The organism is Blastococcus sp. SYSU DS0552 (genome assembly GCF_054050815.1).
Genome location: NZ_JBJHAB010000012.1, coordinates 115,648 through 128,690, shown reverse-complemented (window position 1 = coordinate 128,690; position 13,043 = coordinate 115,648). Strand labels below are relative to the sequence as shown.

Annotated in this window: 15 protein-coding genes; all 15 read right to left on the bottom strand. The window is 74.0% G+C overall.

Translation table 11 applies throughout. The features are described 5' to 3' along the window. Positions 1 to 106: 106 nt before the first annotated feature. The 15 genes from ACI8AG_RS13940 to fliS all read right to left on the bottom strand — a co-directional run bounded on the left by ACI8AG_RS13940 (position 107) and on the right by fliS (position 13,015). Complete coding sequence (locus tag ACI8AG_RS13940; RefSeq protein ID WP_456590578.1) at positions 107 to 1,348, bottom strand: flagellar hook protein FlgE; 1,242 nt, start codon at positions 1,346 to 1,348, stop codon at positions 107 to 109. Between the two features lie 67 nt (positions 1,349 to 1,415). Continuing rightward, the gene (locus tag ACI8AG_RS13935) at positions 1,416 to 1,838 is read right to left on the bottom strand and encodes a flagellar hook assembly protein FlgD (protein ID WP_456597520.1); all 423 of its coding nucleotides are present in this window, start codon (positions 1,836 to 1,838) and stop codon (positions 1,416 to 1,418) included. A gap of 16 nt (positions 1,839 to 1,854) precedes the next feature. Then, positions 1,855 to 3,228 carry a flagellar hook-length control protein FliK gene (locus ACI8AG_RS13930; protein ID WP_456597519.1) on the bottom strand — a complete coding sequence of 458 codons (1,374 nt, stop codon included), beginning with the start codon at positions 3,226 to 3,228 and terminating at the stop codon, positions 1,855 to 1,857. Further along, the gene (locus ACI8AG_RS13925) at positions 3,225 to 4,181 is read right to left on the bottom strand and encodes a transglycosylase SLT domain-containing protein (protein WP_456597518.1); all 957 of its coding nucleotides are present in this window, start codon (positions 4,179 to 4,181) and stop codon (positions 3,225 to 3,227) included. The genes ACI8AG_RS13930 and ACI8AG_RS13925 overlap by 4 nt, the downstream gene beginning before the upstream one ends. Next, positions 4,169 to 4,636: a flagellar FliJ family protein gene (locus tag ACI8AG_RS13920; protein ID WP_456597517.1), complete on the bottom strand. Its 468-nt coding sequence runs from the start codon at positions 4,634 to 4,636 to the stop codon at positions 4,169 to 4,171. Before ACI8AG_RS13920 ends, ACI8AG_RS13925 begins: the two co-directional genes overlap by 13 nt. Beyond that, positions 4,633 to 5,943, bottom strand: a complete 1,311-nt coding sequence (locus ACI8AG_RS13915; RefSeq protein ID WP_456597516.1) for a FliI/YscN family ATPase — start codon at positions 5,941 to 5,943, stop codon at positions 4,633 to 4,635. Before ACI8AG_RS13915 ends, ACI8AG_RS13920 begins: the two co-directional genes overlap by 4 nt. After that, the gene (locus tag ACI8AG_RS13910) at positions 5,940 to 6,722 is read right to left on the bottom strand and encodes a FliH/SctL family protein (protein WP_456597515.1); all 783 of its coding nucleotides are present in this window, start codon (positions 6,720 to 6,722) and stop codon (positions 5,940 to 5,942) included. Before ACI8AG_RS13910 ends, ACI8AG_RS13915 begins: the two co-directional genes overlap by 4 nt. A gap of 160 nt (positions 6,723 to 6,882) precedes the next feature. Then, positions 6,883 to 7,941: a flagellar motor switch protein FliG gene (gene fliG, locus ACI8AG_RS13905; RefSeq protein WP_456597514.1), complete on the bottom strand. Its 1,059-nt coding sequence runs from the start codon at positions 7,939 to 7,941 to the stop codon at positions 6,883 to 6,885. Further along, positions 7,938 to 9,527, bottom strand: a complete 1,590-nt coding sequence (gene fliF, locus ACI8AG_RS13900) for a flagellar basal-body MS-ring/collar protein FliF (protein WP_456597513.1) — start codon at positions 9,525 to 9,527, stop codon at positions 7,938 to 7,940. Before fliF ends, fliG begins: the two co-directional genes overlap by 4 nt. After that, entirely contained in the window at positions 9,527 to 9,841 is a 315-nt protein-coding gene (locus ACI8AG_RS13895) for a flagellar hook-basal body complex protein FliE (RefSeq protein WP_456597512.1), read from the bottom strand. The genes fliF and ACI8AG_RS13895 overlap by 1 nt, the downstream gene beginning before the upstream one ends. Beyond that, on the bottom strand, positions 9,841 to 10,245 hold the full coding sequence (flgC, locus tag ACI8AG_RS13890; protein ID WP_456597511.1) for a flagellar basal body rod protein FlgC: 405 nt from the start codon (positions 10,243 to 10,245) through the stop codon (positions 9,841 to 9,843). The genes ACI8AG_RS13895 and flgC overlap by 1 nt, the downstream gene beginning before the upstream one ends. Before the next feature lie 2 nt (positions 10,246 to 10,247). Beyond that, positions 10,248 to 10,595 (bottom strand): flagellar basal body rod protein FlgB, encoded by a 348-nt coding sequence (locus tag ACI8AG_RS13885; protein ID WP_456597510.1) that lies wholly within the window; start codon positions 10,593 to 10,595, stop codon positions 10,248 to 10,250. 360 nt (positions 10,596 to 10,955) lie between these two features. Next, entirely contained in the window at positions 10,956 to 12,047 is a 1,092-nt protein-coding gene (locus tag ACI8AG_RS13880; RefSeq protein WP_456597509.1) for a glycosyltransferase family protein, read from the bottom strand. 156 nt (positions 12,048 to 12,203) lie between these two features. After that, entirely contained in the window at positions 12,204 to 12,632 is a 429-nt protein-coding gene (locus tag ACI8AG_RS13875) for a hypothetical protein (protein WP_456597508.1), read from the bottom strand. Then, positions 12,629 to 13,015, bottom strand: coding sequence for a flagellar export chaperone FliS (fliS, locus tag ACI8AG_RS13870; RefSeq protein ID WP_456597507.1), 387 nt, complete (start codon positions 13,013 to 13,015; stop codon positions 12,629 to 12,631). Before fliS ends, ACI8AG_RS13875 begins: the two co-directional genes overlap by 4 nt. Positions 13,016 to 13,043: the final 28 nt, after the last annotated feature.

Genomic DNA, 13,043 nt, shown 5'->3' with positions numbered 1-13,043 from the left:
GGTCACCCCGCGGGGTGACCGGGCCGCCCGGTTCACATGCTGGAACGGCTTTCCTGCAGGGCCCCGCGCTGAGCTCGCGAAGCGTGGAGGGCAGGAAGGTCCTTCATCAGCGCTTCAGGTTCACCAGGTCCTGGAGGATCTCGTCGGAGGCGCTGATCACGCGGCTGTTCGCCTGGAAGCCGCGCTGGGCGACGATCAGGCTGGTGAACTCCTCGGAGAGGTCGACGTTGGACATCTCCAGGGCTCCGGAGACCAGGTTGCCCCGGCCGCCGGCCCCGGCGACACCGATCATCGCCACACCGGAGTTGTCGCCGACGCGGAAGGCGGAGTTGCCGGCCTTCTCCAGTCCGCTGGGGTTGTTGAAGGCGGCCATCGCGAGCTGGCCCAGCGGCTGGCGCAGCCCGTTGGAGTAGATGCCGGTGATCGTGCCGTCGTTGGAGAGCTGGAACGACTGCAGCGAACCCAGGGCGTAGCCGTTCTGCTCCGGGGCGGTCACCTCGCTCGAGCCGGCGAACTGGCTGATCGTCCCGAGGTCGACGGCGACCGGGCCGGGCCAGCCGGCGGCGCCGGGGGCGAAGCTGATCCCGCCGGTCGGTGCGGTCATCCTGCCCGCCGTGTCGAAGGTGACGGTGCCGTTGAACGGGCTGCCGTCGGCGTTGGTCAGCGGGAGCGCCGCGCCGCCGTTGTTCTGGACGGTCAGGCTCCAGGTGTCCGCGCCCGTCTTGTTGAACGTGTAGGTGACCGACTGGGCGACGCCCTGCGCGTCGTACATCGTGGTCGGGGTCTGCACGAACGACCCGATCGGGGCGGCGGCGTTGAGGTTGCCCTCGAGCGTGCCGGTCCCGGTGGCGCGCGGGTTGACGATCTGGCCGTAGGGCACGGTCAGGGCGCCGATCGGGCCGTTCGGGTTGATGGCGCCGTTGGCGTCGGCCACCCAGCCCTGCAGGATGCTCCCGTCCGGGGTCACCAGCCGGCCGTTCGCGTCGAAGTCGAACGAGCCGGCCCGGGTGTACAGCTGCTCCCCGCCGGGCCCGGTGGTGACGAAGAAGCCGTCGCCCTCGATCATGAAGTCGGTCGAGCGGCCGGTCGACTGGGCCGCCCCGTTCGTCCAGTTCGTGGTGACGGCGGCGAGCTTGACGCCCAGGCCGATCTGGGCGGGGTTCGTGCCACCCCGGTCCTCGGCCGGGGCGCCACCGGCGCGCACGACCTGGGACAGCGTGTCCTGGAAGACGGTGGCGCTGCTCTTGAAGCCGACGGTGTTGACGTTGGCGATGTTGTTGCCGGTGACGTCCATCTTGGTCTGGTGTGCACGCAGACCGGAGATGGCGGAGAACATGGAACGGAGCATCGGGGATCTCCTCCGGGTGGGGTCTCGGGGTGGGGGAGCGCGGGTCGGCGCAGGGGTGTGGTGGGGGTCAGCGGGCGCCGACGTCGGTGATCCGGCCGAGCGGCACCGCGACACCGCCCACGGTCGCCACCGCCTCGGCCGTGTCGGTGCCCAGCCGGACCGAGCTGACGACGCCGGTTCGCGCGGCACCGCTCTCGTCGGTGTAGGTCACCGTCTGGCCGACCATCGCGCCGGCGCTGCTCGAGCGCTGCAGCGCCAGCATCGAGGCGTTCTGCTTCGCCAGCTGCTCCAGCTTCTCCACCTGGCTGAAGGTGGCCGTCTGGGCCATGAGCTGGTTCGTGTCGGCGGGGTTGCTCGGGTCCTGGTACTTCATCTGGGCCACCAGGAGCTTGAGGAAGGTGTCCTTCCCCATCTGGTCCCCACGCTCCACGGAGTTCGTGGCGCTGTAGGTGGCGGTGGTGCCGACGGCACCGCCGACTGCGTCCGGCATGAGGTGACTCCTTCTCTCAGGCGAGCACGTCCACGCCGGACGACGTGGATCGCATGCGGGGGCGGGGCGGTCCCTCTTCCCCGCTATCGGCAGTCCGCTGCCCGGACCGGAACCGTTCGCCGGTCCCGTCGGAGGCCGGCGAACGGCCGCCCGGCCCCTGCTGCGCCTGCTGTTCGGCGGCGTGCCGCGCCAGCCAGGAGCCACCGGCGTCGGCGTCGACCTCGACCCGCGAGGGGCTGAGCCCGGCGGACTCGAGGTCGCGGCGGAGCTCGGGGAGGGCGTCCAGGAGCGCGGCACGGCCGAGCTCGTGCGCGCCGCGCAAGGTGAGGTCGAGGCCTCCCTGGCCGACGGTCACCTTCACCTCGACCGGGCCGAGGTTCTCGGGGGTGAGCACCAGCGTCATCGTGTGCGAGCCGTCGCCCGCCCCGCTGAGCACCGCCACCTGCCGGGCCACCTGACCGGAGACCGGCAGCGTCGCCCCGGAGCCGGTCGCCGCGCCGGACGCGGCGACCGGGGCGGCAGCGGTCACCTGGCCGGGGGCAGAAACGGAGCCGGTGGTGCCGGGGACGACCGGGGAGTCGTGGCCGGCTGTCCCGGCACCGGCGTCCGGGAGGGACGCGGCGACGGCTGCCCGGGGCTCCCCGCCCGGTCCGCCGTCGTCCGCCGTCGCGGCGCCGTCGCCGACGGCCCCGGCCGGGGGCAGGGCCGTGGGCGGCGGCGCACCCGGACCCTCGGGTGCCTCGCCCGGCACGCCGGTGACGGCGCCCGTGGCGGTGGCCGCGGCGGCCGGGCCGCCCGAGGCGGACACCACCACGGAGAGCGGTGCGGCCGACTGCGCCGTCGCGGCGCCCCCCGGCGCACCGGACGCGGCCGCCACCGGTGCCGCTGCCGCGTGCACGGCCGGGGTGGTCGGTGCCATGGGCGGAGCCGCCGGCGCGGGCGTGCCCGCGGGCGGAACGGGGCCGGGAACGATCGCGGCGCCGGGCTCGGTCGCGGCGGCCGCGGCCCCTGCCCCGATGCCCGCGGCGAGGGTGGCGCTGCTCGCTCCCACGGCGCCGGTGGTCGGCCCGGCCGCGGTGGAGCCCGCGGTCGACCCCGCGGCGCTGCCGAGTGCCAGGGCCCACAGCGCCGCAGCCACCCCGGCGGCGGCGGTGTCGACGACGGTGACACCGTCGGCTGCTGCCTCCCCGGTGGCCGCTCCGCCCTCGCCCGGGGCGGCGTCGCCGGAGGTCTGCCGTCCCCCGTGGCCGCGAACCGGGTTCTGACCGCCGGACAGCGCGCCGTCCAGGGCCGAGGCGAAGGGTTCCGCGCTGTCGCCGGAGCCGCCCGGCGAGGCGCCGGCCGGAGCGGCCCGGGGACCCGGGGCAGCGGTGGTCACGGGAGCGGTCATCGGTAGGCCTCCGCCTTGCTCATCACGGACCGGACGTAGTTCTGGGTCTCCGGGTAGGGCGGGATGCCGCCGTACCGGCTCACCGTCCCGGGCCCGGAGTTGTAGGCCGCCAGTGCCAGCTCGGTGGAGCCGAACTGCTTGGTCAGGCTGCTGAGGTAGCGGGCCGCGCCGTCGATCGCCGAGGCCGGGTCCAGCGCATCGACGCCGAGGCCGCGGGCGGTGGCCGGCATGAACTGCATGAGGCCCTGGGCTCCCGCCGGGGAGACGGCCGAGGTGTTGAACCCCGACTCCTGCTTGGCGACCGCTGCCAGCAACGAAGCCTCGACGCCGTGCCTGCTCGCCGCGCGCTGGAACAGGTCCGCGTAGGGCACCCCGGCCAGCGTGCTCGCGGTCGCCGGGGCCACCGTGGTCGCGCCGGCCGGTTCGGGGAGGACCCGGCGGATCACGGTGGGGTTGCCGACCGCCTGCACCTTCACCGTCTCACCGGCCTGCGGCGCGGCGATCATCTGCCCGTTGCCGAGGTAGATGCCCACGTGGTCGATCCCGGCCCGCGACGAGGAGTGGTCGAAGAACACCAGGTCACCCGGGCGCGCGGACGCGAGCGAGGCGACGGCCTTGCCGGCGGTCGCCTGCTGCGAGGAGGTGCGCGGCAGCTCGATGCCCAGGTTCCCGAACACCAGCTTGGTGAAGCCCGAGCAGTCCAGCCCCTTGCGCGGGTCGGTGCCGCCCCAGAGGTAGGGGACGCCGAGGTACTTCTCCGCCTCGGCGACCACCGCGCCCTCGGAGGCGGTGGCGGTGCCGGCGGCCCCGGTGGTCACCGAGGAGCTGCCGGTGAGCCCGGCCGCGCCGGCGGCCGAGGCCCACGCAGCGGACGACGCGGTGGTCGTGGTGGCAGGCTGGAACCGGGCGTGGATCTCGGCGATCCGGGCCTGCACCGCGCTCAGTCCGTCCATGCCGTCCCCCTGCGCGTGTCCGCGTCGTCGTCCGTGTCGCGGCGGGCCCGGCCGGTGGCCAGGTCGTCCGCGGCGCGCGCCTCGGCGGCGTCGGCGGCGTGCTGCTGGGCCTGCCGGTGCTGTTCGGCGAGCCGCTCGAGCGCCTTGGTGCGGCGCGCGGCGGCGGTCCACTCGGCCCGGACGGCCTCGGCCTGCTCCGCCTGTGCGGTGGCCAGCGACCGGGCGTCGGCGGCGTCGGTGGCCGCCGTGCGCAGCAGCACCATGGCCGCCACGAACGACCCGGCGGGCAGGGACGGCGGCAGCACGGCGCCGGCCAGCGCCGTCTCCTGCTCGGCCGCCCGCCGGGCGGCGTCCGCGGCGGCGTTCGCGGCGGCCGCCGCGGCGGCGGCCGCCGCCCGCTCCTCGCTCCGGCGCAGCTCCAGGACGGGCTGCAGCCGGAAGGCGGTGCGCTTCACCCGCCCCTCACGATCCGCTGCAGCCAGCCCCACGCCTCGGCGGCCGACGTCGACTCACCGAGCGGCTGCTGGAGGAACGCGTCGATCTGCGGGGCCAGCTGGCGGGCGCGGTCGACCAGCGGGTCGCTGCCGTCCTGGTAGGCCCCGATCTCGATCAGCTCCCGGACGTCGCGCAGGGCGCCCATGAGGCGGCGGATCTCCCGGGCATCGGCCATCTGCGCCGGCGGCACCACCGCGCCGGCGACGCGGGAGATGGACTCGAGCACGTCGATCGCGGGGAAGTGGCCGGTCGTGGCCAGCTTGCGGGTGAGCACGATGTGCCCGTCGAGGATCGAGCGCGCGGTGTCGGCGATCGGCTCGTTGTGGTCGTCGCCCTCGACGAGCACCGTGTAGAGGCCGGTGATCGACCCGGTCACACCGGTGCCGGCCTTCTCCAGCAGCTGCGGCATCATCGCGAAGACGCTCGGCGGGTAGCCCCGGGTGGCCGGTGGTTCCCCGGCCGACAGCCCGACCTCGCGCTGGGCCATGGCGGTGCGGGTGATCGAGTCCATCAGCAGCAGGACGTCGCGGCCCTCGTCGCGGAACGCCTCGGCGATGCGGGTCGCGACGAATGCGGCCTTGAGCCGCACCAGCGGCGGCTCGTCGGAGGTGGCGACGACGACGACGGTGCGGGCCAGCCCCTCGGCGCCCAGGTTCTCCTCGATGAACTCGCGCACCTCGCGGCCCCGCTCGCCGATCAACCCGATGACCCGGACGTCGGCGTCGGTGCCGCGGGTGATCTGGGCGAGCAGGCTGGACTTCCCGACGCCGGAGCCGGCGAAGATGCCGAGGCGCTGGCCCTTGCCGCAGGGGACGAGCGTGTCCAGGGCGCGCACGCCGAAGCTGAGCGGCTCCTCCACGCGGGCGCGGGAGAGGGCGTGCGGCGTCGCGGTCTCCAGGTCCACCCACGACACGCGGCCGTCGAGGGACGGTCCGCCGTCCACCGGCCGGCCGAGCCCGTCGAGGACGCGGCCGAGCAACTGTTCACCGACCGGCACCTGCAGCGGCCGGCCCGTGGCGCGCACCGGGGCGCCGGCGTGCACGCCGGACAGCCCGCCCAGCGGCATGCAGGTGAGCCGGTCGCGGCCGACGGCCACGACTTCGGCGAGCAGCCGGCGCGTGGTGGGGTCGACCTCGACGAGGTCGCCCACGGCTGCGGTGACGCCGTCGACGCTGAGGGTCAGCCCCATCGCACCGGTCACGACGCCGGTCACCTGTGGGCGGGCCGCCGCACGGGCGCGCTCGACCACGCCGGGCGGGACGGTCATGCGCCCAGCACCTCCTGCACGCGCTGCAGCGCCGTGCCCAGCTGAGCGTCGATCCGCCGGGGGCCGGACTCGGCGACGGCGCCGGCCCGCTCCACCGACGGGTCGGCGACCAGCCGCACCGTGTCGGGCAGCTCGGCGAGCGTCTCGGCGGGCACCTCGGCGAGGTCGTCCGGGTGCAGCCGCACGATCGTCGGGGCGTCGGCGGGGCAGAAGGTGAGGGCGCGGCGGACCGCGTCCATCACCGGGTCGGCGGCCAGCGCGAGCTCCCGGCCGAGGAGGTCCTCGACGAGGGCGAGCACGGTGCCCACGATCGAGTCGCGGATGTCGTCGGCCACCGGGCGGGCGGCCTCCTCCACCTCCCGCACGGCCGCGCCCAGCGCGGCGGTCGCGGAGACCAGCCGACGCTCCCACCGGGCCTGGACCTCGGCCAGTCGCTCCTGGGCGTCGCGCTCGACCTCGGCGACGACGGACTCCGCGGCCAACAGGCCCTCGGCGTGGCCGGCGGCGAAGCCCTCGGTGCGGGCCTGGGCCCGCAGCCGTGCCAGCTCCTCGGCGTACACGTCACCGAGCCGGAAGGACGGCTTGCTGCCGGCGACCGGCTGGTCCTCGGCGCGGCGCACGCTTGTCCGGCGTTCGACCGGCGAGGGCTGGGCGGGGACGGCGGGGGAGGGGGGCGCCGGGGCGGCCGCGGCCGGCCAGGCCGGCACCGGGATGCCGGCGGTCCGGGCGGCCGGGACCACCGCGACCCGTGGGTCCGCGGGGGCGCCGCGCTCGGCCATGACCTCCCGGTAGGGGCGGGCCAGCGCGGCGGAGCCGCCGCGCAGGACCGCGCCCTCCCGGGGTGGCCGGTGACCGGTGTCAGGCCCTACCCATCGGCGCGACTCCGCGCCCCGGTCCGCTCCTCGCTCGTTCCTCGCTGGGATGCTCCCGGGGCTGTCCTCACGCAACGAACTCATCGTCCCCGCCGCGGTTGATGGTCAGCACACCCTGCTCCTCGAGCGTGCGGATGACCGCGACGACCTTGGCCTGGGCCTCCTCGACCGTGCGGGTGCGCACCGGGCCGAGCAGCTCGATCTCCTCGCTGAGGTTCTCGGCCGCGCGCTCGGAGAGGTTCCGCTTGATCTTGTCCTGCACGTCGGGCCGCACACCCTTGAGCGCGGTGGCGAGGTCGTTGGCCTCCACCTCGCGCAGCACCAGCTGCAGGGAGCGGTCGTCGATGGTGACGATGTCCTCGAAGACGAACATCTGCGAACGGACCTGGTCGGCCAGCTCCGGATCGGTGTTGTCCAGCCACTCGAGGATCGAACGCTCGGTGGGCCGGGGGGAGCGGTTGATGATCTCGACGAGGGTCTCGACACCGCCGACGGTGGTCATGTCCTGGTGCGCCAGGATCGAGCCCATCCGGCGGCCGAGCTCCTCCTCGACCAGCCGCACCATCTCCGGTGAGGTGCGGTCCATCATGGCGATGCGGTGGGCGACCTCGGCCTGCTGCTCGGGGGCGAACCCGGAGAGCACCTCGGCCGACTGCGCGGCCGTGAGGTGGGCGAGGACCAGGGCGATGATCTGCGCGTGCTCGTCCTTGAGGAAGGTGACCAGCTGCCGCACGTCGGCGTTGCGCAGCGAGGCGAACGGCACCTCGGTGTAGACGACGTTGAGCCGGGACAGGATGCCCTCGGCCTTGTCCTGGCCGAGCCCCGCCGCGAGGATCTCGCGGGCGAACTCGACACCGCCGCGCCCGACGAACTGCTGCGCGGTCATCAGGTGGTGGAACTCGCGCATGACACCGTCGACGTCCTCGAGCTCCACCGAGCCCAGCTTCATCAGCTCGCGGGTGAGCGCCTCGACCTCCCGGGGCCGCAGCTGGGCGAGCAGGACGCCGGCCTCCTCCTTGCTCATCTGGGCGAGGAACACCGCGGCCTTGCGGAGGCCGGGCAGTTCCGGGCGCGGCGGTACGGCGACAGCGGTGCCGGGCGTCGTGGGGATGCTCGCGAGGGTCATGACTTGCTCTCGCCCAGCCAGCCGCGCAGCATGGCCGCGACCTCGTCGGGACGCTCGCTGACCATCGTGGAGATCTCCCCTCGCACCTTCGCCCGTTCGACGGCTTCCAGCTCCAGCGCGGCATTGTCGGGCTCGACCATCTGCCGGGTGCTGGCCACGCGCAGGCGGTCCAGCTCGGCGAGCACGTCGTCGTCGAGCTCGAGCGCCTCGTAGTCCTCGTCGTCCTCGCGGCGGCGCGAGCGCAGCCAGACGATGAGGACGACCAGCGCGATGCCCGCGGCGATGCCACCGGTGCGGATCATCGACCACATCTGCTCGGCGGCCTCGGCCTCGCGCGCGGCCTCCATCGCCGCGGCGGCGTTCTCGGCGGCGGTGGCGTCGAAGGGCAGCGCGGCGACCGTGATGTCGTCGCCGCGGGCCTCGTCCAGGCCGACGGCGGTGACCATCAGGTCGGTCATCTGCTGCTGGTTGAGGTTGCCGGCGACCGCGTCGTCCATGACGACGGAGACGGTGAGCCGATTCAGCGTCCCGGGGGCGTCGTCGACGACCTCGACGGTCTTCCCGACGGCGTTGTTGGCCGTCCAGGACTCCTTGTCGTAGTTCGCGGCCCCCTCGCCGGCGTTCTCCGCCGCGTCCGGCATGTTCTCCGGCCCGAGGACGCCGCCGACCGGGACACCTCCGCCCTCGTAGTTCTCGATGGTGTGCTGCTCGGAGAGGGGGGGCGTGCCCTCCTCGAACTGGTAGGTCTCGGTGGTGGTGTTGCGCTGGGCCAGGTCGACGTCGGCGCGGACCGACACGACCGCCTTACCGGGACCGACCACCTGGTCGAGGATCTTCTGGGCGTTCGCGGCCAGCCGGTTCTCGTAGTCCTGCTCCACCTGGGAGCGGGCGTCGCCGGCGGCCGCGGTGACGCCCGTGCCGGCGGCCGAGAGGACCCGGCCGGTCGAGTCGGCCACCGTGACCTGGTCGGGGTCCATGTCCTGGATGCTCGAGGAGACCAGGTTGGTGACCGCCTGGATCTGCTCGCCCGTGAGCGCGGTGCCCGGTGCCAGGTCGAGCAGGACCGACGCCGTCGGCTCGGCCTTGTCGGCGACGAACACCTCGTCCTTGGGCAGGGCGACGTGCACGACGGCGGAGTTGACGCCCGCCAGGGCCTTCAGCGTGTTGGCCAGCTCGCCCTCCAGGGCGCGCTGGTAGGTGACCTGCTGCTGGAACTCGCTGGTGGTGATGCCCTGCTCGTCCAGCAGGGCGTACCCGGTGCCCTTGCCGGCGGGCAGGCCCTTGCCGCTCATGGCCAGGCGGAGGTCGTAGACCTTGTCCTTGGCGACCATGATGGTGCCGCCGCCGTCCGCCAGCTCGTAGGCCGTGCCCTGGGCGTTCAGCTCCTCGACGATCGCGGAGGCGTCGCTGGCGGCGAGGTTCGAGAACAGCGGGGCCTGCGTCGGCGTGGTGATCCAGGTGTAGAAGAAGAACCCGCCGAGGGCCAGCCCGGCGAGCAGCAGGCCGATGACGACCTTCTGCCCGGCGCTGACCGTGTCGAACGTGGAGCGGGCACGCTCCAGCGTCCCGGCGAGTGCCGACTTCATCAGATCTGCATCCTCATGATCTCGTTGAAGGCCGCGACGGCCTGGTTCTTGATCGCCACGACCATCTCGGTGGCCACGCCGGACTCAGCGCTGGCGATCATGTAGTCGTGGACGTCCTTCAGGTCGCCGGTGGCGGCCTGCACACCAAGTTCCGCGGTCACCGACTGGGTGGCCTGGAGCTTGTCGAAGGTCGAGGCGAGGACGGCGGCGAAGCCGTCGGCGCCCTCGGCGGCGGGAGTGCCGCGGGTGCTGCCGGCGACACCGGTGACCGCGCCGACGCCGACCGGCGTGATGCCGCCGAGCGGGATCGTCATCAGCCCTTACCCAGCTGCAGGGCCGCCTGGTAGGCGTTGGTCGCCCGCTCGACCACGGCGAGGTTCGCCTGGTAGCCGCGCTGCGCCATCATCATGTGGGTCATCTGGTCGCCGAGGTCGATGTCGGGGTACTTGACGTAGCCCTCGTCGTCGGCCAGCGGGTGGTCGGGCTGGTACACCAGCCGGCCCTCGGGGTCGCCGAACTCCGCGCGGGCCACGCGCACGCCGCCCGTGCCGGTTCCGTAGTCCACGGCCTGGGCCACGACGAGCCGCGCCTGGAAGGCGTCCTCGTCGGTGCGCCGCACCGTGTTGATGTTCGCGATGTTGTCGGCGGCGGCATCGAGCCACTTCCGGTGCGTCATCAGCCCGGACTGCGAAATGCCCAGGGCCTGGAACATGGTCATGGTCAGGACGTCCTCAGGGCCGTGCGGATCGAGTTGTACTTGCCGTCGAGCGCGGTGAGCGCCAGCTGGTAGCGCAGCCCCGTCTCGGTGGCGATGACCGTCTCCGCGTCGAGGTTGACGTTGTTGCCGTTGGTGTTCGTCGGCTCCAGCGAGCGGGCGGTGGTGCCCCCGGAGATCACCGGGGTGGTGCCGTTGCGGATCGCCCCGCGCAGTGACGTCTCGAAGTCGGTCCGCCCGGCCAGGAAGCCGGGGGTGTTGACGTTCGCGATGTTGTCGGCGGTGACGCGCTGCCGCTGCGCGAGCCCGGCGAGCGCCGCCTTCAGGACCGGCGTGCCGACGTCGCCGATCATCGGGCGGCTCGCCGGCGGGTGGAGCAGGACACGATCGACCTCCGGGTACGCGGAAGACACCCGCGAACGAGTGCTGGGCCGCCGATCCGTGGCGAAAGTGGTGCTCTCCGTGCACCTGATCCATCGGCAGCCGGCCGGTGCCGCCTGACCTCGTTCCGCCACACGAGGGACGGCAGGGACCGGATGGGGGAACCGTGGCGGATGTGACGGGCGGTGACCTGGCCGTGCCGCGAGCCGACCGGGACGGGGGAGTTGGCACCTTCCGCACGGTCGCCGCGCCTGAGAGGCGGGTGCACGGCGGAACAAGACGAACGCCCCGCCGCCGGGAGCCGGCGACGGGGCGGACGTGCGGAGAGCGGGTCAGCGAGCGAAGGTGGCGAGCCGCCCGCGCCCGAGGGCGCGGGCGCGGTTGTCCCGCGCGGCCCGCCAGGCGGCCGCCCAGCGCTCGGCGGTGTGCTCGGTGAGGTGCTGGGCCAGCACCCGCTCCCGGGCGGCGGCGGCGACCTCGCGCCGGCGGTCGGCGTCCCTGATCCCGAGCGTGAGCCACTTCGCCCAGTCCTTGGGGGAGCGGGCCGGCATGCCCAGCCCGAGCCGTTCGTACTCGTCGGTCCGTGCGCGCACGCAGTACACGCCCCGGGCCGAGTACTCGAGCGGCTTGAGCCAGCTCTTGCTCGTGTTGAACCGGTCCACGCGGAGTGGGGCGATCCCGATGTCGAACAGCTCGCCGACCCGTGCGGCGTAGGCGTCCACGTCCATGACCCACGGCACCTCCTCGGGCTCGGACCGCAGGCCGAGACGCTTCCGCAGGTCCCACTTCTGCCCGAGGATCACCAGCCGGCTCAGCGGCGCCGTGCGGTCCAGCGCCTGCTGGAGGCCGGAGCCCATCTCCTGCAGGTCGTACGGGTGGCTCAGGACGTTGCCCCCCCACCCGATGGTCACGACGTCGGGGGTCCGCTCGTAGGCCGGCGGCAGCTCCGCGGTCCGCCGGGGCACCGCGTTCTCGATGACCGCACCGCGGCCGTGCCGGGCGTACTCGCGCAGCAGCGCCGGCGTCGAGGTGGTGACGAAGTCCGCCTCACGGGCGGCCTGCGCGGCGAAGTCGCCGGCCCCCTGGCGCACCAGGGCGTTGTGCCCCATGTGGCCGTAGGGGACGGCCGAGAGCAGGTCGTCCAGCTCGACGACGACGGCCACGCCCTGGTCCTGGAGGACCCGCTGGGTCTGGAGCATGCCGACGGTCTTCGGCAGCTGCAGGACCACCACGTCGGCGCCCTGGGCGTCGGCGGCGGTCACCTCCAGCTCCCCGTCGCCGGCGGAGGGATGCATCGTGGTGGTGATGCCGCGGGCGACCGCCACCTCGACTCCGAGCCCTGCGGCCTGGACCGCGCGGGCGGGCTCCTCGATGCGGTAGTACGTCGAACCCTGGGCGATCGCGTGCGTGAGCAGGACGCGCATGTGGGGGGACCCTTCTCTGGATGGCCGCTGCCGGGGGAGCGGTGCGCCGGAGCGGCGCCCGGCGCCGGAGGCCGGCGCTCGCCCCTCTGCTATCGGCAGCCCGTGCGCCGGACAGGTTCCGTCAGCAGGGATTTCCTCGCGCGGCCGCGGGCCGCGTCAGAGCGCGCGGTCGATGAACGACGGGACCGGTCGCTCGGAGCCATAGGACATGCGCGCGGCGACGTCGCGCTGCTTCTGGGACTGGGTGATCCGCTCGACCAGTGCCTCGGCGACCGCCAGCTGGTGCTGCAGCAGCCGCGCGGCCCGCTCGCGCAGGTCGGCCGGGATCGGGCCGAGCCCGGACGGCGGCACCCAGTCGGTGCTGCGCCGGCCCCACGCGGCGATCTCCTCGGCACGGCCCCGGGCGAGGCTCTCCTGGGCGTCGAGGACGTCGCCCTCGAGCTGGTCGAGGGCCTCGTGCCAGTCGGCGGGCGGGCGCCGGTCGCCCGACGTCGAGCTGCCGGAGGCGTTGGGCCGGGTGGGCGGCGTGTACGGGCTGGCACCGAAGCCGGCCGCGGCCGAGCCGCTGACCGGGCCGACGGTCATGACGCGACGCCGGCCAAGGACGCGGCGGCCTGCCGCCACGCGTCGCGCAGGGGCTCGACGACCGCTCGGCAGGAGGCGATGCGGTTGGCGTCGAACTTGAGGTTGGCCTGCACGAGCTCGGCCATCAGCCAGTTGTAGAGGGCTGCCAGGCGCGGCCCGCCCTCCCACAGGTCGACCTGCAGGCTGGACAGCAGCTCGAGGACGATCGCCTGGGCGTGCTGGAGCTCGTCGTTGACCCGGGCGCGGTTGCCCTCGGCGACGGCCATCTGCGCCCGCTCGAGGTCGAGCGTCAGCCGGTCGTACAGCATGACCAGCACCTGCTGCGGCGAGGCGGTGGCGACGGCGTCGCCGAGGTAGCGGGCGCGGAGCGAAGCGGCACTCATCGAGAAGGGCTCCTGAAGCGAAGAGTCG